The organism is Streptomyces sp. NPDC024698, from assembly GCF_055559015.1.
This window is the reverse complement of sequence record NZ_JBVHLK010000005.1, coordinates 386,520-412,500: the sequence shown is the minus strand read 5'-3', so window position 1 is coordinate 412,500 and position 25,981 is coordinate 386,520. Positions and strand designations below refer to the sequence as shown.

The 25,981-nt window shown below is 71.5% G+C and carries 21 protein-coding genes and 1 riboswitch; of the genes, 14 read left to right on the top strand and 7 right to left on the bottom strand.

Features of this window, described 5'->3' with window-relative positions; genetic code table 11:
* Nucleotides 1-4 precede the first annotated feature (4 nt).
* On the bottom strand, nt 5-2,464 hold the full coding sequence (locus ACZ4AA_RS15150) for a DNA gyrase/topoisomerase IV subunit A (RefSeq protein ID WP_467601184.1): 2,460 nt from the start codon (nt 2,462-2,464) through the stop codon (nt 5-7).
* Between the two features lie 348 nt (nt 2,465-2,812).
* On the opposite strand from ACZ4AA_RS15150, the gene ACZ4AA_RS15145 reads away from it, so the two are divergent.
* The 4 genes from ACZ4AA_RS15145 to ACZ4AA_RS15130 all read left to right on the top strand — a co-directional run bounded on the left by ACZ4AA_RS15145 (nt 2,813) and on the right by ACZ4AA_RS15130 (nt 7,604).
* Nucleotides 2,813-4,174: a M16 family metallopeptidase gene (locus ACZ4AA_RS15145; RefSeq protein WP_467601182.1), complete on the top strand. Its 1,362-nt coding sequence runs from the start codon at nt 2,813-2,815 to the stop codon at nt 4,172-4,174.
* Nucleotides 4,171-5,559 carry a M16 family metallopeptidase gene (locus ACZ4AA_RS15140; RefSeq protein ID WP_467601180.1) on the top strand — a complete coding sequence of 463 codons (1,389 nt, stop codon included), beginning with the start codon at nt 4,171-4,173 and terminating at the stop codon, nt 5,557-5,559. The genes ACZ4AA_RS15145 and ACZ4AA_RS15140 overlap by 4 nt, the downstream gene beginning before the upstream one ends.
* Before the next feature lie 216 nt (nt 5,560-5,775).
* Nucleotides 5,776-5,935: riboswitch (cyclic di-AMP (ydaO/yuaA leader) on the top strand.
* 12 nt (nt 5,936-5,947) lie between these two features.
* Entirely contained in the window at nt 5,948-6,715 is a 768-nt protein-coding gene (locus ACZ4AA_RS15135; protein ID WP_467601178.1) for a M23 family metallopeptidase, read from the top strand.
* 196 nt (nt 6,716-6,911) lie between these two features.
* Nucleotides 6,912-7,604, top strand: a complete 693-nt coding sequence (locus ACZ4AA_RS15130; RefSeq protein WP_467601176.1) for a GntR family transcriptional regulator — start codon at nt 6,912-6,914, stop codon at nt 7,602-7,604.
* A 223-nt stretch (nt 7,605-7,827) separates the two neighbouring features.
* Here the strand turns inward: ACZ4AA_RS15130 and ACZ4AA_RS15125 are convergent, their stop codons facing one another.
* Nucleotides 7,828-8,109 (bottom strand): HPr family phosphocarrier protein, encoded by a 282-nt coding sequence (locus tag ACZ4AA_RS15125; RefSeq protein ID WP_467601174.1) that lies wholly within the window; start codon nt 8,107-8,109, stop codon nt 7,828-7,830.
* A 249-nt stretch (nt 8,110-8,358) separates the two neighbouring features.
* Here ACZ4AA_RS15125 and ACZ4AA_RS15120 point away from each other — a divergent pair, with 249 nt between their 5' ends.
* From ACZ4AA_RS15120 to ACZ4AA_RS15105, 4 genes are all read left to right on the top strand, one after another.
* Entirely contained in the window at nt 8,359-11,187 is a 2,829-nt protein-coding gene (locus ACZ4AA_RS15120; protein ID WP_467601172.1) for a bifunctional acetate--CoA ligase family protein/GNAT family N-acetyltransferase, read from the top strand.
* A gap of 303 nt (nt 11,188-11,490) precedes the next feature.
* Complete coding sequence (locus tag ACZ4AA_RS15115) at nt 11,491-12,078, top strand: DUF5998 family protein (protein WP_467601170.1); 588 nt, start codon at nt 11,491-11,493, stop codon at nt 12,076-12,078.
* A complete protein-coding gene (locus tag ACZ4AA_RS15110) occupies nt 12,078-13,265 on the top strand; it encodes an alkaline phosphatase family protein (protein WP_467601167.1) in 1,188 nt (395 codons plus the stop codon). The genes ACZ4AA_RS15115 and ACZ4AA_RS15110 overlap by 1 nt, the downstream gene beginning before the upstream one ends.
* Before the next feature lie 41 nt (nt 13,266-13,306).
* Nucleotides 13,307-13,954: a thymidine kinase gene (locus ACZ4AA_RS15105; RefSeq protein ID WP_467601165.1), complete on the top strand. Its 648-nt coding sequence runs from the start codon at nt 13,307-13,309 to the stop codon at nt 13,952-13,954.
* Nucleotides 13,955-14,077: 123 nt separating this feature from the next.
* On the opposite strand, the gene ACZ4AA_RS15100 is transcribed toward ACZ4AA_RS15105, so the two are convergent.
* Entirely contained in the window at nt 14,078-14,881 is an 804-nt protein-coding gene (locus ACZ4AA_RS15100) for a VOC family protein (protein ID WP_467601163.1), read from the bottom strand.
* Between the two features lie 324 nt (nt 14,882-15,205).
* Between ACZ4AA_RS15100 and ACZ4AA_RS15095 the strand changes: the two genes are divergently transcribed.
* The gene (locus ACZ4AA_RS15095) at nt 15,206-16,033 is read left to right on the top strand and encodes a sulfurtransferase (RefSeq protein ID WP_467601161.1); all 828 of its coding nucleotides are present in this window, start codon (nt 15,206-15,208) and stop codon (nt 16,031-16,033) included.
* Between the two features lie 214 nt (nt 16,034-16,247).
* Here ACZ4AA_RS15095 and sepH read toward each other — a convergent pair whose 3' ends face one another.
* The gene (sepH, locus tag ACZ4AA_RS15090; RefSeq protein ID WP_467601159.1) at nt 16,248-17,333 is read right to left on the bottom strand and encodes a septation protein SepH; all 1,086 of its coding nucleotides are present in this window, start codon (nt 17,331-17,333) and stop codon (nt 16,248-16,250) included.
* Nucleotides 17,334-17,772: 439 nt separating this feature from the next.
* Here sepH and ACZ4AA_RS15085 point away from each other — a divergent pair, with 439 nt between their 5' ends.
* Entirely contained in the window at nt 17,773-18,555 is a 783-nt protein-coding gene (locus tag ACZ4AA_RS15085; RefSeq protein ID WP_467601157.1) for a hypothetical protein, read from the top strand.
* Here the strand turns inward: ACZ4AA_RS15085 and ACZ4AA_RS15080 are convergent.
* Nucleotides 18,479-19,798, bottom strand: a complete 1,320-nt coding sequence (locus tag ACZ4AA_RS15080) for a D-arabinono-1,4-lactone oxidase (protein WP_467601155.1) — start codon at nt 19,796-19,798, stop codon at nt 18,479-18,481. The two genes, ACZ4AA_RS15085 and ACZ4AA_RS15080, sit on opposite strands and share 77 nt — an antisense overlap.
* On the bottom strand, nt 19,758-20,996 hold the full coding sequence (locus tag ACZ4AA_RS15075) for an MFS transporter (RefSeq protein ID WP_467601153.1): 1,239 nt from the start codon (nt 20,994-20,996) through the stop codon (nt 19,758-19,760). The genes ACZ4AA_RS15080 and ACZ4AA_RS15075 overlap by 41 nt, the downstream gene beginning before the upstream one ends.
* A 175-nt stretch (nt 20,997-21,171) precedes the next feature.
* Here ACZ4AA_RS15075 and ACZ4AA_RS15070 point away from each other — a divergent pair, with 175 nt between their 5' ends.
* Together ACZ4AA_RS15070 and ACZ4AA_RS15065 are read left to right on the top strand one after the other, a co-directional pair.
* The gene (locus ACZ4AA_RS15070) at nt 21,172-22,299 is read left to right on the top strand and encodes a ferrochelatase (RefSeq protein ID WP_467601152.1); all 1,128 of its coding nucleotides are present in this window, start codon (nt 21,172-21,174) and stop codon (nt 22,297-22,299) included.
* A gap of 8 nt (nt 22,300-22,307) precedes the next feature.
* Nucleotides 22,308-23,123 (top strand): inositol monophosphatase family protein, encoded by an 816-nt coding sequence (locus ACZ4AA_RS15065; protein ID WP_467601150.1) that lies wholly within the window; start codon nt 22,308-22,310, stop codon nt 23,121-23,123.
* 118 nt (nt 23,124-23,241) lie between these two features.
* Here ACZ4AA_RS15065 and ACZ4AA_RS15060 read toward each other — a convergent pair whose 3' ends face one another.
* A complete protein-coding gene (locus ACZ4AA_RS15060; RefSeq protein ID WP_467601148.1) occupies nt 23,242-23,415 on the bottom strand; it encodes a hypothetical protein in 174 nt (57 codons plus the stop codon).
* A 418-nt stretch (nt 23,416-23,833) separates the two neighbouring features.
* Here ACZ4AA_RS15060 and ACZ4AA_RS15055 point away from each other — a divergent pair, with 418 nt between their 5' ends.
* Both ACZ4AA_RS15055 and ACZ4AA_RS15050 read left to right on the top strand, forming a co-directional pair.
* Nucleotides 23,834-24,487: a response regulator transcription factor gene (locus ACZ4AA_RS15055; RefSeq protein WP_103549594.1), complete on the top strand. Its 654-nt coding sequence runs from the start codon at nt 23,834-23,836 to the stop codon at nt 24,485-24,487.
* 6 nt (nt 24,488-24,493) lie between these two features.
* Nucleotides 24,494-25,726: a sensor histidine kinase gene (locus ACZ4AA_RS15050; RefSeq protein WP_467601146.1), complete on the top strand. Its 1,233-nt coding sequence runs from the start codon at nt 24,494-24,496 to the stop codon at nt 25,724-25,726.
* Nucleotides 25,727-25,981: the final 255 nt, after the last annotated feature.

Below are 25,981 nucleotides of genomic sequence, written 5' to 3'. Positions count from 1 at the left end.
AGGGCTACACCGGGCCGGCCACCACCGACACCGGCTTGCCCAGCGACACGCCCGAGCCGTCACGGCGCGGGTCGATCTCCGGCAGGTCGACGGGCATCCCGGTCTTCTGCGCGGCGCGCCCCGGCGTCGGACCGGCCCAGGCCAGCGACAGGCAGTCCTCGCCCTTCAGGAACCGCTGGCAGCGCACACCGCCCGTGGCACGGCCCTTGCGCGGATACTGGTCGAAGGGAGTCAGCTTGGCCGTGGTCTGGACGGAGTCGTCCAAAGTCCCGCGCGAACCCGCCACCGTGAACACCACCGCCTCGACCGCCGGGTCGACCGCGGTGAACGAGATCACCTTCGCGCCGTCCGTCAACTTGATGCCCGCCATGCCGCCCGCGGCACGGCCCTGCGGGCGTACCTGAGCGGCTTGGTAGCGCAGCAGCTGGGCGTCGTCCGTGATGAAGACCAGGTCCTCCTCGCCGGTGGCCAGCTCGACGGCGCCGACGATCCGGTCGCCGTCCTTGAGCGTGATGACCTCCAACTCCTCTTTGTTCGAGGGGTAGTCGGGCACGACACGCTTCACGACACCCTGCTCCGTGCCGATCGCGAGACCGGGCGACGCCTCGTCGAGCGTCGTCAGACAGACCACCGTCTCGTTCGGTTCCAGAGAGGACAGGAACTCCGTGATCGGAGCGCCGCCGGAGAGGTTGGGCGCCGACGCCGTCTCGGGCAGCTGCGGGAGGTCGATCACGTTCAGGCGCAGGAGGCGGCCCAGGGACGTGACCGCGCCGATCTCACCGCGTGCCGTCGAGGACACCGCGGAGATGATCACGTCGTGCTTGGTGCGGCCGGCGTCCGGGTCCTGTCCGACGGGCTCACCGGTCGCCGTACGCGCCAGCAGGCCCGTGGAGGACAGCAGGACGCGGCACGGGGCGTCGGCGACCTGGAGCGAGACGGTCGCGGCGGGGGTGCCCGCGGACTCCAGGAGCACCGTGCGCCGTTCGGTGCCGAACTTCTTGGCCACCGCGGCCAGTTCTCCGGAGACCAGCTTGCGCAGCTCCGAGTCCGAATCCAGGATGCCGGTCAGCTCGTCGATCTCGCCGTTGAGACGGTCGCGCTCCGACTCCAGCTCGATGCGGTCGAACCGGGTGAGGCGGCGCAGCGGTGTGTCCAGGATGTACTGGGTCTGGATCTCGGAGAGCGAGAAGTGCTCGATCAGCCGCTCCTTGGCCTGCGCCGAGTTGTCGCTGGAGCGGATGAGGCGGATGACCTCGTCGATGTCCAGGAGGGCGACGAGGAGACCCTCGACCAGGTGCAGCCGGTCGCGCTTCTTGCTGCGGCGGAACTCGCTGCGGCGGCGCACGACGTCGAAGCGGTGGTCGAGATAGACCTCCAGCAGCTCCTTGAGGCCCAGGGTGAGCGGCTGACCGTCCACCAGCGCCACGTTGTTGATGCCGAAGGACTCCTCCATCGGCGTCAGTTTGTAGAGCTGTTCGAGGACCGCCTCCGGCACGAAGCCGTTCTTGACCTCGATGACCAGACGCAGACCGTGCGCGCGGTCCGTGAGGTCCTTGACGTCGGCGATGCCCTGGAGCTTCTTCGAGCCCACCAGGTCCTTGATCTTGGCGATCACCTTCTCCGGACCCACCGTGAAGGGCAGCTCGGTGACGACGAGGCCCTTGCGGCGCGCGGTGACGTCCTCCACCGACACCGTTGCTCGGATCTTGAAGGTGCCGCGGCCCGACTCATAGGCGTCCCTGATCCCGGAGAGGCCGACGATCCGGCCGCCGGTGGGCAGGTCGGGGCCCGGGACGTGCTTCATCAGCGTCTCGAGGTCGGCGCCCGGGTAGCGGATGAGGTGCCGGGCGGCGGAGATGACCTCACTGAGGTTGTGCGGCGGCATGTTCGTGGCCATGCCGACGGCGATCCCGGACGAGCCGTTGACCAGCAGGTTCGGGAAGGCGGCCGGGAGGGCCACCGGCTCCCGCTCCTGGCCGTCGTAGTTGGGTGTGAAGTCGACGGTGTCCTCGTCGATCGACTCGGTCATCAGCGACGTCGCGTCGGCCATCCGGGCCTCGGTGTAACGCATCGCGGCCGGCGGGTCGTCGTTGCCGAGCGAACCGAAGTTGCCGTGGCCGTCGACCAGGGGCAGCCGCATGGAGAAGGGCTGCGCCAGACGCACCAGGGCGTCGTAGATCGACGCGTCGCCGTGCGGGTGCAGCTTGCCCATGACCTCACCGACGACACGGGCACACTTCACATAGCCGCGGTCGGGACGCAGGCCCATCTCGTTCATCTGGTACACGATGCGACGGTGGACCGGCTTCAGGCCGTCCCGGGCGTCCGGCAGGGCTCGCGAGTAGATGACCGAGTACGCGTATTCGAGGAAGGAGCCCTGCATCTCGTCCACGACGTCGATGTCGAGGATCTTCTCCTCGTACGAGTCTTCGGGCGGCGGGGTCTTCGTGCTGCGGCGGGCCATCGCTGCTGCGGCTCCTTCACAGTCTCTGCCGGGGCATGAACGGGTTCTGACGCGCACCATTGTGGACCGCCCCACTGACAACGCCGACCGCGACCCGTCCGTAGCGCCCCGCCGGCACGCTCCGCGGGCGTCGCCGAGACCGCTCCAGGGTGGCTCCCGGGCCCGGTGCCCGGCGGCCCCGAGCGCGGTCGCGGCCGCTTCACCGGAGGCTTCCCCGGGAGGTCCGGGGACACGCGTGAGTCTCGCTCTCGGCGTACGAGGTGCGGGAACCGCGCCGCCCGTCCGCGCGCTTGCATACAGTGGCAGGACCGACAGAACTGACGCAGTTCCGCGATCGAAGGGACGTACATGCCCATGGGTCACACGGCCACAGCTGAGGCAGGCTCCGGCGGCCTGACAGCGACCGAGCACCGCCTGGCCAACGGCCTGCGCGTGGTGCTCTCCGAGGACCATCTGACCCCGGTCGCCGCGGTGTGCCTCTGGTACGACGTCGGCTCGCGCCACGAGGTCAAGGGCCGCACCGGTCTCGCCCACCTTTTCGAGCACCTGATGTTCCAGGGCTCCAAGCAGGTCCACGGCAACGGCCACTTCGAACTCGTCCAGGGCGCCGGCGGCTCGCTCAACGGCACGACGAGCTTCGAGCGCACCAATTACTTCGAGACCATGCCCGCCCACCAGCTGGAGCTCGCCCTCTGGCTGGAGGCCGACCGCATGGGATCGCTGCTGGAGGCGCTGGACGACGAGTCGATGGAGAACCAGCGCGACGTCGTGAAGAACGAGCGCCGGCAGCGTTACGACAACGTCCCGTACGGCACCGCCTTCGAGAAGCTCACCGCCCTCTCGTACCCCGAGGGCCACCCGTACCACCACACCCCGATCGGGTCGATGGCGGACCTGGACGCGGCCACCCTGGAGGACGCCCGCGCCTTCTTCCGCACCAACTACGCGCCCAACAACGCGGTCCTGTCGGTCGTCGGTGACATCGACCCGGAGCAGACGCTCGTCTGGGTCGAGAAGTACTTCGGCTCCATCCCCGGGCACGACGGCAAGCCCGCCCCGCGCGACGGCTCGCTGCCCGACATCGTCGGCGAGCAGCTGCGCGAGGTCGTCGAGGAGGACGTCCCGGCCCGCGCGCTGATGGCCGCCTACCGGCTCCCGGAGGACGGCACTCGCGCGTGCGACGCCGCCGACCTGGCGCTCACCGTCCTCGGCGGCGGCGAGTCCTCCCGGCTCTACAACCGGCTCGTACGCCGTGACCGCACCGCCGTCGCGGCCGGGTTCGGCCTGCTGCGACTCGCCGGAGCACCCTCCCTGGGCTGGCTGGACGTGAAGACGTCCGGCGACGTCGAGGTCCCGGTCATCGAGGCCGCCGTGGACGAGGAGCTCGCCCGGTTCGCCGAGGAGGGCCCCACGGCCGGGGAGATGGAGCGCGCCCAGGCCCAGTTGGAGCGCGAATGGCTCGACCGACTCGGCACCGTCGCGGGCCGCGCCGACGAACTGTGCCGCTACGCCGTCCTGTTCGGTGACCCGCAGCTCGCCCTGACCGCCGTACAGCGCGTCCTCGACGTCACGGCGGACGAGGTCCGGGAGGCCGCCAAGGCCCGCCTGCGCCCCGACAACCGCGCGGTGCTCGTCTACGAACCGACCACCGCCGAGGCCGCCGACGCGGCCGACTCCGCCGACGAGACCGACGAGGAGGCGGCGAAGTGACCCAGCTCGCCACCATGGACTTCCACCCACGCCCCCAGGCCGGACAGCCCAAGCCCTGGGCGTTCCCCGCTCCCGAGCGTGGCACCCTGGACAACGGTCTGACCGTGCTGCGCTGCCACCGCCCCGGACAGCAGGTCGTCGCCGTCGAGGTGATCCTGGCCGCGCCGCTGGACGCCGAGCCCGCTGGCCTGGACGGCATCGCCACGATCATGGCGCGCGCCTTCTCCGAGGGCACCGACAAGCACTCGGCCGAGGACTTCGCCGCCGAGCTGGAGCGCTGCGGCGCCACACTCGACGCGCACGCCGACCACCCCGGCGTACGCCTGTCGCTCGAAGTGCCCGTCTCGCGCCTGGGCAAGGCCCTCGGCCTGCTCGCCGACGCCCTGCGGGCCCCCGCGTTCGCGGACAGCGAGGTCGAGCGACTGGTGACCAACCGCCTGGACGAGATCCCGCACGAAACGGCGAATCCGGCCCGTCGTGCGGCCAAGGAGCTCTCCAAGGAGCTGTTCCCGGCGAGCGCGCGCATGGCGCGCCCGCGCCAGGGCAGCGAGGAGACCGTCCGGAACATCGACTCGTCGGCCGTGCGTGCCTTCTACGAGAAGCACGTGCGCCCCGCGACGGCCACCGCCGTCGTCGTGGGCGACCTGACCGGGATCGATCTCGACGAGCTGCTCGCCGACACGCTCGGCTCCTGGACCGGCTCGTCCGCCGAGCCGCTTCCCGTGCCGCCGGTGACCGCCGACGACACCGGCCGCGTGATCGTCGTCGACCGCCCCGGCGCGGTCCAGACGCAGCTGCTCATCGGCCGGGTCGGCTCCGACCGGCACGACCGCGTGTGGCCCGCCCAGGTCCTGGGCACCTACTGCCTCGGCGGCACCCTCACCTCGCGCCTGGACCGCGTCCTGCGCGAGGAGAAGGGCTACACCTACGGTGTGCGGGCGTTCGGGCAGGTCCTGCGCTCCGCGCCGGACGGCACGGGCGCCGCGATGCTCGCCATCAGCGGCTCGGTCGACACCCCCAACACCGGTCCGGCGCTCGACGACCTGTGGAAGGTGCTGCGCACGCTCGCGGCCGAGGGGCTGACCGACACGGAGCGCGATGTCGCCGTGCAGAACCTGGTGGGCGTCGCGCCCCTCAAGTTCGAGACGGCGGCGGCCGTCGCGAGCACGCTCGCGGACCAGGTCGAACAGCACCTGCCGGACGACTACCAGTCGACGCTCTACCGTCAACTGGCCGCCACCGGCACCGTGGAGGCCACCGCGGCGGCGGTGAGCGCCTTCCCGACGGACCGTCTGGTGACCGTCCTGGTGGGCGACGCGGCGCAGATCGCGGAGCCGGTCAGGGCCCTCGGGATCGGTGAAGTCACCGTGGTGGCGGCCGAGTAGAACCCGTGCGACCCAGGAGGGCCCTGACGGCTGAAGAGCCGTCAGGGCCCTCCTGTTTACGGGTGCAGCCCCCAAGATGTCCGTATTCGTGCGGGGGTTACCCCTTCTGCCCTGTGGCATGCGTTACAAAAATCGTGATCCGTTTGTTGTTCGAATGAGGCCCCGTCTAGCGTCGGTGCGACTGTTCGTCATGCAGTGCGCCGCGCCCGCGGCACCGGACAGTCATCGCCGAGTCCTCCATGACGCGAGTCAGGGGAGCCGGGGACCCATACGCAGTCCCTGGGGTGAATCGGACGCCCTCTCCTGAGGGGGTCCGTAGGAGACCTTCCTGCTCCGAACCCGTCAGCTAACCCGGTAGGCGAGAGGGAAGGAAAGGATCAGCCCCTACATGGCGTTCACCTGTGGCACCGGCAAGCATCGTCGTACGAGCAGCCGGGTGCACAGCACCACCACGACCGCCGTCGGGGTCGCGGCGCTCACCACCACCGGTGTGATCGGAACCCTGGCCGCTCCCGCGTTCGCCGCGGAGGCCTCCGTCGAGCAGACCGGGCTGACCCAGACCGTCACCCTGAACGACGCCGTCGCCGACCAGATCGACGCCCAGGCCTTCGCACAGCAGCGCGCCGCCGACGAGGCCGCCGCGCGCAAGCAGGCCGAGCAGACGGCACGCAAGCAGGCCGCCGCCCAGGCCGCGCAGCTCCGCCAGGCGAAGGAGCGCGCCGCCCGCGAGGCCGAGCGCAAGCGCCTGAACACGTTCGTCCTGCCGATCACCGGTTCGTACGTCTCCACCGGCTACAAGGCGAGCAGCAGCCTCTGGTCCTCCGGCAGCCACACCGGGGTCGACTTCCACGCCGCGTCCGGCACCTCGGTCCACGCCGTCGGCTCCGGCACGGTCGTCACGGCCGGCTGGGGCGGCGCCTACGGCAATCAAGTCGTGATCAAGATGCATGACGGCACGTACACCATGTACGGCCACCTGTCGTCCATCGGCGTGTCCGTGGGGCAGGCGGTCACCCCGGGCCAGCAGATCGGTCTCTCCGGGGACACCGGCAACACCACGGGACCGCACCTCCACTTCGAGGCCCGTACGACCGCCGAGTACGGCTCGGACATGGACCCCGTCGCCTACCTGCGCTCGCACGGCGTCAACGTCTGACGACCGCTTCGCGGCTTCTTCACCGCTTTCGATGCCCCGGTTCACCGAGCCGGGGCATCGTCGTTTCCGGATGCCGTCTGTCCAAAAAATATCCATGGGTTCAGGCATGCCATCGGAAATTCACGCCTCCTGCAATAGAGTCACTGAAGAAGCGTCAATCGACGGCGTTTCACGGGGATTAAAGCGGAGGTCCGTCATGCGTATTCCGGCGCACTCGGTGTGCACGGCGATCCGTGACGACATCGTCGCGGGTGTCTACGAGCGCGGCGGCCGCCTCACCGAGGAACTGCTGGCGCGGCGCTACGGCGTCTCGCGCGTCCCCGTGCGCGAGGCGCTGCGCACCCTGGAGGCCGAGGGCTTCGTGGTCACCCGCCGGCACGCGGGGGCCTGTGTCGCGGAGCCCACCGAGCTGGAGGCCGCGGACCTCCTGGAGATGCGCATGCTGCTGGAGCCGCTGGGTGCCGCGAGGGCGGCCCAGCGGCGTACGGAGGCCCACCTCAAGGTGCTGCGCGGCCTGGTCAGGCTGGGGCAGGAGCGTTCCAGGCGGGGCAACAGCGAGGATCTGCGCTCACTGGGCGGCTGGTTCCACGAGACGCTCGCGCAGGCCTCCGGCAGTTCCGCGCTGACGTCCACGCTCGCCCAGCTGCGCCACAAGATCGCCTGGATGTACTCGGTGGACGCGCCGGCCGACCCCGCGGAGTCCTGGGCGGAGCACGGCGGCATCGTGGACGCGGTGGCCCGCGGCGACAGCGAGCGGGCCCGCGCGATCACGGCCCTGCACACCGAGCGCGCCACGGCCGCGCACCGGCTCCGGTTTCCCGGCGCCGAACGGCCGGACCGTGTGAGGAGTTCGCAACATCCCGTAAACGTGACGGGCCTGCGTCATTAACACGGGCGCCGTATACAAAGAGGGATATTCCGTGGGGGCTCATTTCTGATGCCCTTTTATTCATGTGTCCGGAATTATCGTGCACGCCATTACGGCGGCAGCGGCGCGAGGGCCGTGCGGGGTTCCCGGATGATTTCCGCGCGGGGTACGGAAAACGGCTGAGCCGCGCCACCCGGTGAAGGGAGCGCGGCCCAGCCGTGTGTCCTGCTGCCCGTCGGGCGGCTCAGACGGTCTCGGGGAGCTCGTCGAGCCCCTCGGCGACCAGCTTCGCCAGACGGTCGAGGGCGGTGTCCGCGCCCTCGGAGTCCGACGCGAGGACGATCTCCTCGCCGCCCTGGGCGCCGAGCCCGAGGACCGCGAGCATGGAGGCCGCGTTGACGGGGGCGCCGTCGGCCTTGGCGATCGTCACGGGGATACCGGAGGCCGTGGTGGCCCGGACGAAGATGGAGGCGGGGCGGGCGTGGAGGCCCTCCGTCCAGCCGACGTTGACGCGGCGCTCAGCCATGTGATGCTGCCCTTCGGGGGTTCAGGGTTGTCTAGACCAGTGTTCCATATCGTGAGGCATGCCCGGACGGTCCCGGGTCCCAACCCGCCGCGGTGCCGGTTCCGAGGCGTGCCGGGCGGGTCGGTTCCGGAGCGTGCCGGGCGCCGCCGGGAGGCCGGGACCTCGCCGACACGCACAGGCCCGCCCGGGCGCCCGTCACCCTCAGACTGCCTCGCGCCGTTGTCGTACGCGAGCCGTACTCTGGGGCCCATGCAGACCTCGTCGGACCGGCACGAGTACCCAGCCCACTGGGAGGCCGACGTGGTGCTGCGCGACGGCGGCACCGCGCGCGTCAGGCCCATCACCGTCGACGACGCCGAGCGTCTGGTCAGCTTCTACGAGCGGGTGTCCGAGGAGTCGAAGTACTACCGCTTCTTCGCGCCCTATCCCCGGCTGTCCGCCAAGGACGTCCGCCGCTTCACCCACCACGACTTCGTGGACCGGGTGGGCCTCGCGGCCACGGTCGGCGGAGAGTTCATCGCCACCGTGCGGTACGACCGGATCAACGCGGACGGAATGCCCGCCTCGGCGCCCGCCGACGAGGCCGAGGTCGCCTTCCTCGTCCAGGACGCCCACCAGGGCCGGGGCGTCGCCTCCGCGCTGCTCGAACACATCGCGGCCGTGGCGCGCGAGCGTGACATCCGCCGCTTCGCCGCCGAGGTGCTGCCCGCCAACAACAAGATGATCAAGGTGTTCACCGACGCCGGATACACCCAGAAGCGCAGCTTCGAGGACGGCGTCGTCCGCCTGGAGTTCGACCTCGAACCCACCGACCGGTCCCTCGCCGTGCAGCGCGCACGGGAACAGCGCGCCGAGGCCCGCTCCGTTCAGCGGCTGCTCGCCCCGGGCTCGGTCGCCGTCATCGGCGCCGGGCGTACCCCCGGCGGGGTCGGCCGCAGCGTCCTGGACAACCTCAGGTCGGCGGGCTTCACCGGGCGCCTGTACGCCGTGAACACGGCACTCCAGGACAAGGAACTCGACGGCGTCCCGGCCCACCGCTCCATCAGGGACATCGCCGAACCCGTGGACCTCGCCGTCGTCGCCGTGCCCGCCGAACGCGTCCCCGAGGTCGTGACGGAATGCGGCGAACACGGCGTGCAGGGACTGGTGGTGGTCTCCGCCGGCTACGCGGAGAGCGGCCGCGAAGGACGCGAGCGCCAGCGTGAACTCGTCCGGCACGCGCGCACGTACGGCATGCGCATCATCGGACCCAACGCCTTCGGCGTCATCAACACGGCGCCCGACGTCAGCCTGAACGCCTCGCTCGCCCCCGAGATGCCCCGACCCGGACGCATAGGCCTGTTCGCGCAGTCCGGTGCCATCGGCATCGCCCTGCTCTCCCGGCTGCACCGGCGCGGCGGCGGCGTCACGGGCGTCACCGGCGTGTCGACCTTCGTCTCCTCCGGGAACCGGGCGGACGTCTCCGGCAACGACGTACTCCAGTACTGGTACGACGACCCGGACACCGACGTCGCCCTGATGTACCTCGAATCCATCGGCAACCCGCGCAAGTTCACCCGCCTCGCGCGCCGGACGGCGGCGGCCAAGCCGCTGGTCGTCGTCCAGGGAGCGCGGCACGGCGGGGCGGCCCCCCAGGGACACGCCGTACGGGCCACCCGGCTGCCGCACGCCACCGTCTCCGCGCTGCTGCGCCAGGCCGGGGTGATCCGCGTGGACACGATCACCGAACTCGTCGACGCGGGCCTGCTGCTGGCCCGCCAGCCGCTTCCCCGGGGACCGCGCGTGGCGATCCTCGGGAACTCCGAGTCGCTGGGGCTGCTCACCTACGACGCGTGTCTCGCCGAAGGACTGAGGCCGCTGCCGCCGCGGGACCTGACCACGGCCGCCTCCGCGGAGGACTTCCACCGGGCCCTGTCGGCGGCACTCGCCGACGACGGCTGCGACGCCGTCGTCGTGACGGCCATCCCGGCGGTGGGGGAGACCTCGACCGCCGACGCGGCACTCGCCGAGGCGCTCCGATCCTCCGCCCTGGCGGCTCCCGCCAAGCCCGTCCTCGTGGTGCACGTCGAGCTGGGCGGACTCGCCGAGGCCCTGTCCGCCGCCGTGAGCACCGCCCCGCCGGCCCCCGCGACGTCACCGGGGGCGGCGCCCGGCGCCCGGTTCCACCCCGCGGACCGCTCGCCCGCGGCGGAGCGCCCCGAACCCGCGCCCGACACCCGGCTCATCCCCGCCTACCCCGCCGCCGAACGCGCCGTCCGCGCCCTCGCCGAAGCCGTCAAATACGCCCAGTGGCGCCTGGACGCCGGCGAGCCCGGCAAGGTCCCCGAGTACGAGGACATCGACGAGAAGGGAGCGGCCCGGCTGATCGACGACCTCCTCGCGCGCGGGGAGGGCCTGACCCTGAGCGGCGACCGTACGGCGGAACTGCTCGGGCGCTACGGCATCGACGTGCACCGGGCCCTGCCCGCCCCCACGCCGGACGACGCCGTGGAGGCCGCGCGGACCATCGGATACCCCGTCGCCCTGAAGACCACCGCCCCGCACCTGAGGCACCGCGCCGACCTCGGCGGCGTACGCCTGGACGTGACGGACGAGGAACAGCTGCGCCGGGCGTACGCGGAGCTGACCGAGCTGTTCGGGCCGCCGACGGTGCTGCGCCCGGTCGTGCAGGCGATGGCGCCGCGCGGTGTCGACACGGTCGTCCGCGCGGTGATCGACCCGGCCGCCGGGGCGGTGCTCTCCTTCGGACTCGCCGGAGCCGCCTCCGAACTGCTCGGGGACACCGCGCACCGGCTGGTCCCCGTCACCGACCGGGACGCGGCCTCCCTGGTCCGGTCGATCAGGACGGCGCCGCTCCTGTTCGGGTGGCGGGGCTCCGCGCCGGTCGACACGGTGGCCCTGGAGGAGCTCATGCTGCGCGTCTCCCGGCTGGTCGACGACCACCCCGAGGTCGTCGCGGTCTCGCTGGAGCCGGTCGTGGTCGCCTCGACCGGCGTGAGCGTGCTCGGCGCCACCGTACGGCTGGCCCACGCGCCGCTCCGGGACGACCTCGGCCCCCGGACGCTGCCCGTCGTCTGAGCCGGGCGGGGCGTCACGGCCCCCCGAGGTGCCGCGGCCCGGCTGCTCCTCCCCCTTGTGTCCCGGCCGCCCGCCGGCTCGCTCCTCCCGTCCGGCGTACCGGCCGCACCCCGCCTGCTCGTCGCCCGGCGTCCCGCCGCGGACCGGCCCGCTCACCGCCAGGCGTCCCGCCCGCGGACCCCGCCCGGACCTCTGCCGCGCCCGCACCGCATCAGGCTCCCCGCGCGGTTCGATCTGATCCGTCCACGACAGACCCACGCGAGCGGTGCCTCGCAGTCAGTGGGCCCCCGTAGGATGGACGGCATGGCCAAGACCAGTACGACGACCCAGGGGCTGCGAGCGGCGATCGAGCGCAGCGGCTACTACCCGGCCCTCGTGGCCGAGGCGGTGGAGGCCGCGATCGGCGGCGACACCATCCGGTCGTACCTGGTCCACCAGGAGACGACGTTCGACGCGAACGAGGTCAGGCGGCACGTCACCGTGCTGGTCCTCACCGGCAACCGTTTCATCGTGAGCCACACCGACGAGCAGAACGCGGACACCACCTCCCCGACGCCCTACGCCACGACCTCGACGGAGTCGGTCAAGCTCGGCCGGATCTCCTCGGTCGTCGTCAGCCGCGTCGTCGCGAACCCCGAGTCGTACACGCCCGGCACGCTGCCCCGCGAAGTGGTCCTGACCATCGGCTGGGGTGCCGTCTCGCGCATCGACCTGGAGCCCGCCGCCTGCGGTGACCCCAACTGCGACGCCGATCACGGCTACACCGGCAACTCGACGGCCGACGACCTGAGCCTGCGGGTCAGCGAGGCCGGGGACGGCCCGGAGACGGTCCGCCAGGCCCTCGCCTTCGCGCAGTCCCTCTCCGAAGCGACCGCGGACGTCGCCCGCTGATGGCCCTGTCCACCTGGGACCACCCGGAACCGCTCGCCATCGGCTCCGCGCCCGTCCCCGAGTACGGTGCCGGATCGCTGGCCGACCTGCTGCCCACCCTCGCCGCCGGCATGTCCGTGCCGGGCGCGACCGCCGTCATACCCGAACTGACCGCGGCCGACCGGAACTGCGTGTTCCTGATCGACGGTCTCGGCTGGGAGCAGCTCCGGGCCCACCCGGACGAGGCCCCCTTCATGACCTCGCTCCTGGCGTCCTCGCGCGGCGGCACCGGACGACCGATCACCGCCGGATACCCGGCCACCACCGCGACCTCCCTCGCCTCCGTGGGCACCGGCCTGCCCCCGGGCGCCCACGGCCTGCCCGGCTACACCGTGCGCAACCCCGCCACCGGCGAGCTGATGAACCAGCTCCGCTGGAACCCGTGGACCGAGCCGCGCGCCTGGCAGCCCCACCCCACGATCTTCCAGCTGGCCGACGCTGACGGCGTGCACACCGCGCAGGTCTCCTCGCCGACCTTCCAGAACACCCCGCTGACGAAGATCGCGCTCAGCGGCGGGACCTTCCACGGCAGGCTGTCCGGCGAGGAGCGCATGGACTTCGCCGCCGAGCAACTGGCCGCCGGCGACCGCTCCCTGGTCTACACGTACTACGCGGAGGTGGACGGCAAGGGCCACCGCTTCGGTGTCGACTCCGACCCCTGGCGCGGTCAGCTCATGTACGTCGACCGGCTGGTCCAGCGCCTCGCGGAGCAGCTGCCGCCGCGCACGGCGCTGTACGTCACCGCCGACCACGGCATGATCGACATCCCGTTCGACGAGCAGCACCGCATCGACTTCGACGAGGACTGGGAGCTGCGCGCCGGGGTCGCCCTGCTGGGCGGCGAGGGCCGCGCCCGCCATGTGTACGCGGTCCCGGGCGCCGAGGCGGACGTGCTGACCTGCTGGCGCGAGGTCCTCGGCGAGCAGTTCTGGGTCGCCTCCCGTGACGAGGCGATCGCGGCGGGCTGGTTCGGCCCGCGGGTCGACGAGCGGGTCTACGGCCGGCTGGGTGACGTCATCGCCGCCGCCCGGGACGACGTCCTGATCACCGCGTCCGAGCGGGAGCCGAAGGAGTCGCTCATGGTCGGCAACCACGGCTCGATGACCCCGGCCGAGCAGCTGGTGCCCCTCCTCCAAGTACGCTCCTGACGTTCCCTTCTTCCCCGTTGCCGAAAGGTGCTCAACTCCCCATGCCCGAGCTGGTGTTCTTCTCCGGAACGATGGACTGCGGGAAGTCCACGCTGGCTCTCCAGATCGAGCACAACCGCTCGGCGCGGGGTCTACAGGGCATGATCTTCACGCGGGACGACCGGGCCGGCGAGGGCAAGCTCTCCTCGCGCCTGGGCCTGGTCACCGACGCGGTCGAGGTGGCGGACGACCAGGACCTGTACGCCTATCTGGTCGACCACCTCTCGAAGGGCGGCCGCGCGGACTATGTGATCGCGGACGAGGCGCAGTTCCTGGCCCCGCCCCAGATCGACCAACTGGCCCGCGTGGTGGACGACCTGGACATCGACGTCTTCGCCTTCGGGATCACCACAGACTTCCGGTCCAAGCTGTTCCCCGGCTCCCAGCGCCTCGTCGAGCTGGCCGACCGGGTGGAGGTCCTCCAGGTCGAGGCGCTGTGCTGGTGCGGCGCCCGCGCCACCCACAACGCCCGTACGGTGGGCGGCGAGATGGTCGTCGAGGGTGCCCAGGTCGTCGTCGGCGACGTCGACCAGCACGAGTCCATCGGCTACGAGGTCCTGTGCCGTCGGCACCACCGGCGCCGTATGACGGCCGCCACGGCCCGCGCGAGCGCCCTGTCCCCGGACGTCCTGCCGATCGCCCCGGTCTGAGGCCCGTCCCGGAGGCCTGATTCCGGGGCACGACCCCTTCGCTGGAGCGCCGGCCCTCACGGAGCACGGCGCACGGTCCCCTTCCGGGCAGCTTCAGGACAGCCGTCTCTGGAGGCCCCCGGGTCAGGTGACGGCGTGGATCAGCGAGAAGACCGCGCCCTCCGGATCCGCGACGGTCGCCACGCGGCCGTGCGGGGAGTCGTGGGCCGCCCGCAGGAGGTGCCCGCCGAGTTCCCCGGCCAGACGGACGGTGTCGTCCAGGTCGGCGGCCTCGAAGTACGTCAGCCAGTGCGGGCCCCGGTCGCGGGGCAGGTCGTTCCCGACGCCGTGGACACCTGCCACCGGCCGGCCGTCGATGTGCAGGGTCACGTAGTCGAAGTCGGCCGGGCCGGAGGCTTCCAGTTCGTAGCCGAAGACCCCCTGGTAGAACTTGACGACGCTCTCGGTGTCCCGTGTCACGAGCTCGTTCCACACCGGGGTGCCCGGCACGCCGGTGATCTCCGCGCCGAGATGCCCGAGCCCCTGCCAGATGCCGAAGACGGCGCCCGTCGGGTCGGAGGCGAGCGCCAGCCGGCCGGCCTCGCCCGCGTCCAGCGGGCCCACGCCCACGGTTCCGCCGCTGTGGCGTACCGTCTCGGCGCTCTGGTCCACGTCCGCCGAGGCGAAGTAGGGCGTCCAGGCGATCGGCAGGTGCTGGTCGGGCGGCAACTGGCCGATCCCGGCCACCTCCTGGCCGTCCAGCAGCGCCCGCGCGTACGGGCCGAGCCGCGGAGGGCCGGGCTGGAACTCCCAGCCGAACAGCCCTCCGTAGAAGTCCTGGATCGCGGCCGTCTCGTGCGCCATCAGGCTCACCCAGCAGGGTGTCCCGGGCGTGTGCCGAGCGTGCGTGGTGCCGTTCGGGCCGGCTGATCCCCGTGCCTCGGTCATCGTCACTCTCTTCTCGGCCCCTCGCGGTGGCCGGTCACCTTCCGCCTGCGAACACGCGTGGTCGGTCGCGTGCGTGCGCGCCCCGTGCCGATGCCCGCACCACCGGCGGTCATGCGTGTGTCCCTCCGTCGGCGCCGTCGGGCGGCGCGCGGACGGAGGACGCCTGATCCGCCGTCGCTCGTCCGTCGTGGAACGGCTGCCGTGTGGTGGCCATCAGTTGTACAGCATGTGCCCGATCCCGTACGCCGGGTGATCGGACCTGCCCGGCGGAGCAGAGTAGCCGGACATGGACGAACCGGCCACCCCGTGCGCAAGGATGGGGTCATGAACGCCACCATCACGGCACCCGAACTCGCCAGTGACCTGGCCGGGCCGAACCCGCCGGTCCTCCTCGACGTCCGCTGGCAGTTGGGCGGTCCCCGCCTGCGCTCCGAGTACGAGAAGGCGCACATCCCCGGTGCCGTCTTCGTCGATCTGGATTCCGAACTCGCTGGTCCGGCCGGTGCGGAGGGCCGGCACCCGCTTCCCGACCCCGAGGTCTTCGGCGCGGCGATGCGGGCCGCGGGCGTGTCCGAGAACCGCGACGTCGTCGTCTACGACGGCGGGCAGGGCTGGGCCGCCGCGCGCGCCTGGTGGCTGCTGGGCTATTCGGGTCATCCGTCGGTACGCGTGCTTGACGGCGGGTTCGCCGCCTGGAGCGGACCGGTGTCCTCGGACCTTCCCTCGCCGGAGCCCGGAACGTTCGTACCGGCGCCCGGCGCCCGTCCGCTGCTGGACGCGGACGCCGCGGCCGCGCTCGCCCGCACCGGGGTGCTGCTGGACGCCCGCGCGGGGGAGCGGTACCGGGGCGAGGTGGAACCCATCGATCCGGTCGGCGGTCACATCCCGGGTGCCGTGTCGGCGCCGACCGCCGCGAACGTCGCGGAGGACGGGCGGTTCCTGCCGGCGGCCGAACTCGCCGACCGCTTCAAGTCCTTCGGCGTGACACCGGCGTCCGAGGTCGGCGTCTACTGCGGCTCCGGGGTCTCGGGCGCGCACGAGGTACTGGCCCTCGCCGTGGCGGGCGTTCCCGCCGCGCTGTACGTGGGTTCGTGGTCGGAGTGGTCCCAGGACGGAGACCGGCCCGTCGCGGTGGGCCCCGACCCGCAGTGACGCCCGCGATGTCGGCCGTGGTGACGCCGACCGGGGGATGACACTCGCCGAGCCGGCCGTGGTGACGGCGGGGGACCGGCCGTGGTGACAGCGGCCGTGGTGACATCAGGGGGCCGGTCATGGTGACCCCGTGCACGGCGGAGGGGCCCGCACCGATCCGGTGTGGGCCCCTCCGCCGTGGATCCGGCTGTTCCGGCCGTTCCTGCTGCCTCTGCTAGTCCTGCTTCTTGCGGCGCGTGCCGAAGACGATCTCGTCCCAGCTCGGGACCGCCGCCCTGCGGCCGGGACGGACGCCGTCGGCCTCGGCCTGGCGGTCGGTCGCGCCGACGAGGCGGTCGCGATGGCTGCCCACCGAGCGGGGCATGAGCACGTCGGCGTACGCGGAACCGGCACCCGCCGAGGCTGCGGGAGCCGGCGGCTCCTCCTCCTCGGACTCGGTGTCGGGCTCCTCGGCGACGGGCCGTTCGGCGGGGACGGGCCGCTCGGGCACCACCATGTCGCCCCGGAAGCTGGGCACCGCCTCCAGCAGACTGGTCAGCGAGTCCCGGTCCTCGGCCTCCTCGGCGGTCTCCGAGGGGGCCGGGGGCAGGCTCGGCCGCTCCGTCTGCCGGTCCAGGGCGCGGTCCAGCGGCCGGTCGCGGGGCAGCCTGGCGATCCGCGGCACGAACGGGAAGCTCGGCTCGGGCGCCGCGAGGTCGTCGGACTCGCCGATCAGCGAGCGCGCCTCTTCGTCGACGGCCTGGACGAGCCGCCGGGGCGGGTCGTAGGTCCAGCTCGCGGCGTGCGGTTCGCCCGCGACGCGGTAGACCAGCAGAACCTCCCAGGTGCCGTCGTCGCGGCGCCAGGAGTCCCACTGGACGGTGTCCTTCTCGGCACCCCGGATCAGCAGCCGCTCCTGGACGGCCTCACCGAGCTGGGGGCCTGCGTTCTCTCCGGGGCGGCGGACGGGAGTCTTCCTGGCGCGCTCGGCCATGAACGCGCGCTCGGCCAGGACGGGTCCCTCGAAGCGGCGTACACGATCGACGGGAATGCCGGCGAGCTGGGCGACTTCCTCCGCGGAGGCACCGGCGCGTATACGCGCCTGGATGTCACGGGGGCGGAGATGGCTCTCCACCTCGATCTCGATCTGGCCGAGGCGGGGACGGTCGCCGCGTACGGCGGCGCGGAGCCGCTCGTCAATCGGAAGCGTGTATTCCGTACTGTCCGCAGCCTTCAGCACCAGCCGTGTGCCGTCGTTAGAGACGGCCACGACACGCAGTTCGGGCATGGGGACCTCCCGGGTGGTGCCTGCCGACGTCACGTGCGTCGCTGCTTCCGCTAGTCGAGTGTGGCCTGCCCGGGTGCAGCCTGCCACAACCTTGCCGAGTTGCCCGGCGTGTCGGGCGCGGGCCCGGGGTCGCCGTTATGGCACGGTTACCTGTTCGCAACGCTAAGTGACGAACTCCATCACCCTGTGCAACGAGCCCCCTCCCGGCGGTCCTGCAAGGCCCCGGACACCCTGGCGAGAGTCCGGACCCAGGGCTCGCAACAGTACTCCATTCGGGCCACTTGCGTGGATCGGCACGCCGCTCAACTTCTAGCGGGGGGTGCTAGTTGGCCGATCCGGGCGCCTCTCCGCCGCCCGCCGGACGTGGCGCACTTCACGGAATCGGCAGAAACGGAACTTATCGTTTCGCCTGTACGTCCCTTTCTCGTGCGGTAGATCGATCAAGTACGGGAAAGGCAGGCAAGGTCCGGGAATGCGTGAGAAGCCGGATGTCGGCGGCGAACAGCCGGGGGCCGACGGAGAACCGAGGAAGAGGCGGCTGGACCTGAGCGTCCCCCAGGTGGCGGGGAGCGCGGTCGCCGCGGTGGTCGCGGCGAAGATGGCGTCGTACTTCGGTGTCTACGGGACGATCCTGGGCGCCGGGCTGGTCAGTGTCGTCGCCACCTGCGGGGGAACGCTGTTCCAGCACTTCTTCCGCCGTACGGGCGAACAGTTCCGCGACGCGGCGGTTCCGGCGAGGCCGAAGCCCCTGCGGACACCCGGACCCCCGGGCGAGTTCGGTGAGGGAACCGTCTACCGCGCGCGGGTCAGGAGCTGGAAGCGGCCGTTGGTCGCGACCGCTCTGGTCTTCGGCGTCACGATGGCCGGAATCACCACGTACGAAGCGGTCTCGGGGCAGAGCTTCAGCGGCGGCGGCACGAGCACGACGGTCGGCGACGCCTTCAAGGGCCACACGTCCGGCTCGGCGAAGCGTGAACCCGCCACGACGCCGTCGACCGGTTCCTCGCCGTCCTCGTCACCGGCCTCTCCCGAGCGGCCGGCGCCGTCCACCGGCGGTGCCGGTTCGGGCGACGCGGGCACCGGCGGTGGTACGACCGTCGCGCCGACCCCGAGCGACAGCGCGTCGCCCGGTTCCGGAGCCGGGGACGGCACCCCGGCTCCCGATCCGAGCGCGACCGCTACGACCCCAGAACCCTCCGCAAGTAGTCGTTCCCAAAGCGCCGGTCCGGATCGAGCCGGTCCCGCAGCGCGGTGAACTCGCCGAAGCGCGGGTAGGCCTTGGAGAAGTACTCCGCGTCGCGCGTGTGCACCTTGCCCCAGTGCGGCCGCCCCTCGTGCGCGGTGAAGATCCGCTCGGCGGCGGTGAAGTACGCCTGGTAGGGGGTGCCTCTGAACATGTGGACCGCGATGTACGCGCTGTCCCGGCCCGACGCCGTCGAGAGGGTGATGTCGTCGGCGGGCGCGGTCCGCACCTCCACGGGGAAACTCACCCGCAGGGAGGAGGCGTCCACCATCGCCTTCAGTTCGCGCAGCGTCTCGACGAGGGCCTCGCGCGGCACGGCGTACTCCATCTCCACGAACCGCACGCGACGCGGCGAGGTGAAGACCTTGTACGGGATGTCGGTGTAGGTCCGCGCGGACAGCGCGCGGCTGGAGAATCCGGCGATCGAGGGGATCGCCGAGGGAACGGCCCGGCCGATCAGGTTGGCCACCTGGAAGGCGCCGTTGGAGAGGAACTCGTCCTCGATCCAGCCGCGGACGGGACCGACCGGGTTCTCGGGACCCGCGCTGCGGTTGTTGCGCTTGGTGTTGCAGTTGCCGGTGTGCGGGAACCAGTAGAACTCGAAGTGCTCGTTCTCGGTGAAGAGCTCCTCGAAGTCGGCGGTGACCTTGTCGAAGGTCATCGGCTCCTCGCGGGCCGAGAGCAGGAAGACGGGCTCCACGGCGAAGGTGATCGCGGTGATGATCCCCAGGGCGCCGATGCCTATGCGGGCCGCCGCGAAGATCTCCGGGTTCTCGGTCGCGGAGCAGGTCAGCACCGAGCCGTCCGCCGTCACCAGTTCAAGGCCCGTGATCTGGGCGGCGATCGAGGCGGAGTCGCGGCCGGTGCCGTGCGTCCCCGTGCTGGTCGCCCCCGAGACCGTCTGCTCCATGATGTCGCCCATGTTGGTGAGCGACAGACCCTCGCGCGCGAGGGCCATGTTGAGCCTCTTGAGCGGGGTGCCCGCCTCGACCGTGACCGTCATGGTCGTCCGGTCGATCTTGCGGATCCCGGTCAACAGTTGAGGGCGGATCAATACGCCGTCGGTGGCGGCGGCGGCCGTGAAGGAGTGCCCGGTGCCGACGGCCTTCACCGTCAGACCGTCCTCGGCGGCCTTGCGTACGGCGGCGGACAGCTCGTCCACCGAGGCAGGGGTGACCTCCCGTACGGGAAGGGCGGTGACGTTGCCCGCCCAGTTACGCCACGTGCCGTTCTTCTCGCTCACTGTGGTGCTCATGCGACCCTCCCCGCTGAAGAACCGGCCTGCTGAGCCGGCGGTACCCGAGGAAACCGACCGCGACCGCGACGGCCCCGGACACCGCCGGAACCCCGTACCCGGCTTCCGCTCCGGCGGAGTCGATCACCCAGCCGGCCACGGAGGAACCGAGCGCGACCCCGACGGCGAGTCCTGTGCTCACCCAGGTCATGCCTTCGGTCAGTTTCGCGCGAGGTACGTGCTGCTCGATGAGGGACATCGTCGTGATCATCGTGGGAGCGATGGACAGGCCCGCAAGGAACAGCGCCACGGCCAGGAACGGCAAGTTTCCGACCAGTAGGAGGGGGATCATACTCACGGCCATCGCGCATATGCCCAGCAGCCACCTGGCCTCCGCGGCCCCCTTGAAGTGCAGCAGTCCGAAGACGGCCCCGGCGAGGCAGGAGCCCGCCGCATAGAGGGCCAGGACGATGCTCGCGGCGCCCTTGTGGCCCTGCTCGTCGGCGAAGGCGACGGTGACCACGTCGACGGCTCCGAAGATCGTCCCGACCGCCACGAACGTGGCCACGAGGACCTGGAGTCCGGTCGAGCGGAGCGCCGAGCCGCCGCCGTGCTCTCCGCGCGGATGCGGCTGCGGCTCGGTGGCGCGCTGGGAGGTCAGCCAGAAGACGCCGGCCGCGAGGAAGCAGGCGGCGAGCAGCGGTCCGGCCTCGGGGAACCACACCGTGCACAGGCCGATGGAGATGATGGGCCCGAAGATGAAGCAGATCTCGTCCACCACGGACTCCAGGGAGTACGCGGTGTGCAGTTGCGGGGTGCCTCCGTAGAGGGCCGCCCAGCGGGCCCGGATCATCGCGCCGACGCTCGGGACGCAGCCGATGCCGGCCGCGCACACGAACAGGACCCAGTCGGGCCACCCGAAGTGGGCGGCGGCCAGCAGGCCCCCGGACGCCGCGAGCGCGAAGAGCGTCACCGGACGCAGGACGCGGCGCTGGCCGTGCCGGTCCACCAGTCGGGAGACCTGCGGCCCCATCAGCGCGGCCGCCAGCGCGATCGTCGCCGACAGGGCGCCCGCGAGGCCGTAGCGCCCGCTGAGCTGGGAGATCATCGTGACGATACCGATGCCCATCATGGACAGCGGCATCCGGCCGAGCAGGCCCGCGGCGGAGAAGCTCTTGGAGCCGGGGGCGGCGAACAGGGCGCGGTACGGGCTGGGCACGAGGTCTCCGTCGGCTCGGCTCGGCCCCTCCCGTCCACCGCGGGCGGCCGAACTTCTGTAAGGCGTGAAGCTGGCCGATACAGCTTACGGGTTAGGTAACCCTAATACAGCCCCCGTGTCCGCTCGTCACCCCGCCGGTTCTCGCCCGTCGGCGGTGAGTGGCAGGATCGGACCCATGCCAGAAGTGCTCGATGCCAGCCCCTACGACGCCCTGCTCCTGCTCTCGTTCGGCGGTCCGGAGGGCCCGGACGACGTGGTCCCGTTCCTGGAGAACGTGACGAGGGGCAGAGGTATCCCCAAGGAACGGCTCAAGGAGGTCGGGCAGCACTACTTCCTGTTCGACGGGATCAGCCCGATCAACGAACAGAACCGGGCGCTGCTCGACGCGCTGCGCAAGGACTTCGCCGGGCACGGCCTGGACCTGCCGGTCTACTGGGGCAACCGCAACTGGGCGCCGTACCTGACCGACACGCTGCGCGAGATGGCCGCCGACGGGCGGCGCCGGATCCTGGTGCTGGCCACCAGCGCGTACGCCTCGTACTCGGGCTGCCGGCAGTACCGCGAGGACCTCGCGGGAGCCCTGGCCGTCCTGGAGGGGGAGGGACTGGAGCCGCCGAGGGTCGACAAGCTGCGGCACTACTTCAACCACCCCGGGTTCGTGGAGCCGATGACCGAGAGTGTCCTCGCGTCGCTCGCCGAGCTGCCCGAGGACGTCCGGGCGGGCGCCCATCTGGTGTTCACCACCCATTCGATCCCGGTCGCCGCGGCGGACACCTCGGGCCCGGTGGAGGGACACGGCGACGGCGGCGCCTACGTCCGGCAGCATCTGGACGTGGCCCGGCTGATCGCGGACGCGGTGCGCGAGGAGACCGGCACCGACCGCCCGTGGCGGCTCGTGTACCAGTCCCGCTCCGGGGCGCCGCACATCCCGTGGCTGGAGCCCGACATCTGCGACCACCTCCAGGAGCTGCACGCGGCCGGGGCGGCGGCCGCGGTGATGGTGCCGATCGGGTTCGTCTCCGACCACATGGAGGTCCTGTACGACCTGGACACCGAGGCGCGGGCGAAGGCGCTCGAACTGGGCCTTCCGGTCCGCCGTTCGGCCACGGTGGGCTCCGATCCCCGGTTCGCCGCGGCGGTCCGTGACCTGGTGCTGGAGCGCGCCGCGGCCGAGAGCGGCCGGCAGGTGACACGGTGTGCCCTGGGCACGCTCGGCGCGAGTCACGACCTGTGCCCGGTGGGCTGCTGCCCCGCCCGCGCGCCCAAGCCCGCCGCCGCGGGCGCCGACAGCCCCTTCGCATGAGGAGTCACGTGACCGAGCCCCTGTACACCGAACTCCTCCAGCTCGCGCACGAGGCCGCCCGACGCGCGGGCGAGCTGCTGCGCGACGGCCGTCCGGCCGACCTCGCGGTCGCCGCGACCAAGTCCAGCCCGATCGACGTCGTCACCGAGATGGACATCGCCGCCGAGAAACTGATCACCTCGCTGATCGCCGAGCACCGCCCCGGCGACGGCCTCCTCGGGGAGGAGGGCGCGGCGACCGAGGGCACCAGCGGTGTCCGCTGGATCGTCGACCCGCTCGACGGCACCGTCAACTACCTGTACGGGCTACCGACCTGGGCCGTGTCCATCGCGGCCCAGCAGGACGGCGAGACCGTCGTCGGCGTCGTGGCCGCACCGATGCGCGGTGAGACCTACCACGCGGTCCGCGGCCGGGGCGCCCGGGCCTCCGGCGCGTGGGTCGGCGAACGCCGGCTGGCCTGCCGCCCGTCCCCGCCGCTCGACCAGGCCCTCGTCGCGACCGGCTTCAACTACGTGACCGAGGTCAAGATCCATCAGGCCGACGTGGTCCAGCGGCTGATCCCGCTGGTGCGTGACATCCGCCGCTCCGGATCGGCGGCGATCGACCTGTGCGACGTCGCGGCCGGCCGCCTCGACGGCTACTACGAACGCGGTCTGCAACCGTGGGACCTCGCGGCGGGGGACCTGATCGCCCGGGAAGCGGGCGCGGTGACCGGTGGACGCCCAGGAGAGCGCCCCACGGGCGAGCTGGCTGTGGCGGCCTCCCCTGGTGTCTTCGAGCCCCTCCAGCGGCTTCTGGAGGACTTCGGGGCCTGGCACGACTGACGGCCGTGACGGGGAACGGCCGCGGGTGGAGTCCCGGCCGGCACCGGAGAAACGGCGGAGAACGGAGCGGGGCCCCGGTACTGGATCGATACCGGGGCCCCGCTCTCGTACGTGCCGATCAGACGCGTGTGGCGCCGACCTGCACACCGTGCTCAGCGGCGAGGCGGTGCAGGTCGTCCAGCTCGGCCTGCTCGATCTCCGTGAGGAAGTCGTCGCCTGTTTCGCGAGCCCGCGTCAGGTCGGACTCGGTCGTCCTTATGCGCTGCAGAAGTCCTGTGGTGAATGCGTCCATGCTGCGCCCCCTCGTCCTGGGTCGTGGGTCGGGTGGCACGGGGGTGTGCCGATGGAAAAGGGGCGATCACGTCTCCGAATGGGGTGCCTGCCCAGCGCTGCCCGGGCTGGGCGGCGACGGTGCCGGACACCCACGCCCGCTCCGCGGAAGCGTTGGACGTACCACAATGTGGCTTGCCACATGCAGAGCGTGATCGCGGGGTGTAAAGCCGTCCTCCCCGCGCGCTCTTCCGTGGAAACCTCAACCCGACGAGAAAATCGCGCATTCCCGGTCCCCCGGAGGCGCTTCCCTGGCGCGGCCCCCGCCTTACAGCCGGTTTATGACCGAAACGGGCAGGATGGAGCTCTCATCCGTGACGGACCTGCCCGCGTGGTGCGCTCAGACGTGCCCGCCGGTGGACAGAGGAAGGACAAGCGACGTGCGCGTACTCGTCGTCGAGGACGAGCAGCTGCTCGCCGATGCGGTGGCCACCGGACTGCGCCGGGAGGCCATGGCCGTCGACGTCGTGTACGACGGCGCGGCCGCTCTGGAGCGCATCGGCGTCAACGACTACGACGTGGTCGTCCTCGACCGCGACCTCCCGCTCGTGCACGGCGACGACGTCTGCCGGAAGATCGTCGAGCTCGGCATGCCCACGCGCGTGCTGATGCTGACCGCCTCCGGTGACGTCAGCGACCGTGTCGAGGGCCTGGAGATCGGTGCCGACGACTACCTCCCCAAGCCGTTCGCGTTCAGCGAGCTGACCGCGCGCGTGCGGGCCCTCGGACGTCGTACGAGCGTGCCGCTGCCGCCCGTCCTGGAGCGTGCCGGGATCAAGCTCGACCCCAACCGGCGCGAGGTCTTCCGCGACGGCAAGGAGGTCCAGCTCGCGCCCAAGGAGTTCGCCGTCCTGGAGGTGCTGCTGCGCAGCGAGGGCGCCGTGGTCTCCGCGGAACAGCTCCTGGAGAAGGCCTGGGACGAGAACACGGACCCGTTCACCAACGTCGTGCGCGTGACCGTGATGACGCTGCGGCGCAAGCTCGGCGAGCCCGCCGTGATCGTCACCGTGCCCGGTTCCGGGTACAGGATCTGATCCACCGTGGCCACGACCCCCGCGCCGCCCGCGGCGCCTCCGAAGCCGACCTGGGACCCGAGAAGGGCCGAGCCGCCCTTCCCCTGGCTCCGCCCCACGATCCGCATACGGCTGACGCTGCTGTACGGCGGCATGTTCCTGATCGCCGGCATCATGCTGCTGTCGATCATCTACCTGCTCGCGGCCCAGGCGCTGAACGTCGGCAGCGAACTCCCCTTCCAGATCATTTCCGGGAAGGTCGGCAGCAACCTCTGCAACCTCCCGGCGAAGCCCTCGGCGGACGAGCTCAACCGCGCGATGGCCGACTGCGTGAACCGGCAGCGCCAGCACGCCCTGGACGACCTGCTCAGCCGCTCCCTGCTCGCCCTGCTCGGCCTCGCGGTCATCGCCTTCGCCTTCGGTTACGCGATGGCCGGCCGTGTCCTGTCGCCGCTCGGGCACATCACCCGCACCGCGCGCGCGGTGGCCGGCTCGGACCTGTCCCGGCGCATCGAGCTCGACGGCCCGGACGACGAGCTGAAGGAGCTCGCGGACACCTTCGACGACATGCTGGAGCGGCTGCAACGGGCCTTCACCGCCCAGCAGCGGTTCGTCGGGAACGCCTCGCACGAACTGCGCACCCCGCTCGCGATCAACCGCACGCTCCTGGAGGTGCATCTCTCGGGACCGGGTGTGCCGACGGAGATGCAACAGCTCGGCAAGACGCTGCTCGCCACGAACGAGCGCAGTGAGCAGCTCGTCGAGGGCCTGCTGCTGCTCGCCCGCAGCGACAACCAGATCATCGAGCGCAAGCCCGTGGACCTCGCCGAGGTCGCCACCCAGGCCGTCGACCAGGTGCACGCCGAGGCCGAGGTCAAGGGTGTGGAGATCCGCGGACACCGCGCTCCGGTGGTTGTCCAGGGCAACGGTGTACTTCTGGAGCGGATCGCCCTGAACCTCGTCCAGAACGCCGTGCGGTACAACGTGCCGCAGGACGGCTGGGTCGAGGTCACGACCGACACGGAGCACGGCCGGGCGGTCCTGGAGGTGTCGAACACGGGGCCGGTCGTTCCCGCGTACGAGGTCGACAATCTTTTCGAACCCTTCCGGCGGCTGCGTACGGAGCGCACGGGCAGTGACAAGGGCGTGGGCCTCGGCCTGTCGATCGTCCGGTCCGTGGCCCGCGCGCACGGGGGCCACATCGTCGCTCAGCCCCGGGAGGGGGGTGGACTCGTGATGCGCGTCACCCTTCCGATCTGAGACCATGTCGCGGACACGCGGCCTTGTTCGCTTTGCGCGGAATTTTCGGGTCACCCACCCGAGTGATCCGTGTGTGATCGATCACAAGGGCGATTTTCTGCCCATCTACTCTCCGTGATCATGCAAGCTGCCGGAAAGCCGGGAAAATCCGGGTTTTCAGGGTTCCCGATCACGGGAAGTACACGGTGGGGCGCCTTTGAAGTGCGACCTGGAGACCGTGTACGGTCCGCATCGCCATCCAAGCCGATCACTCTT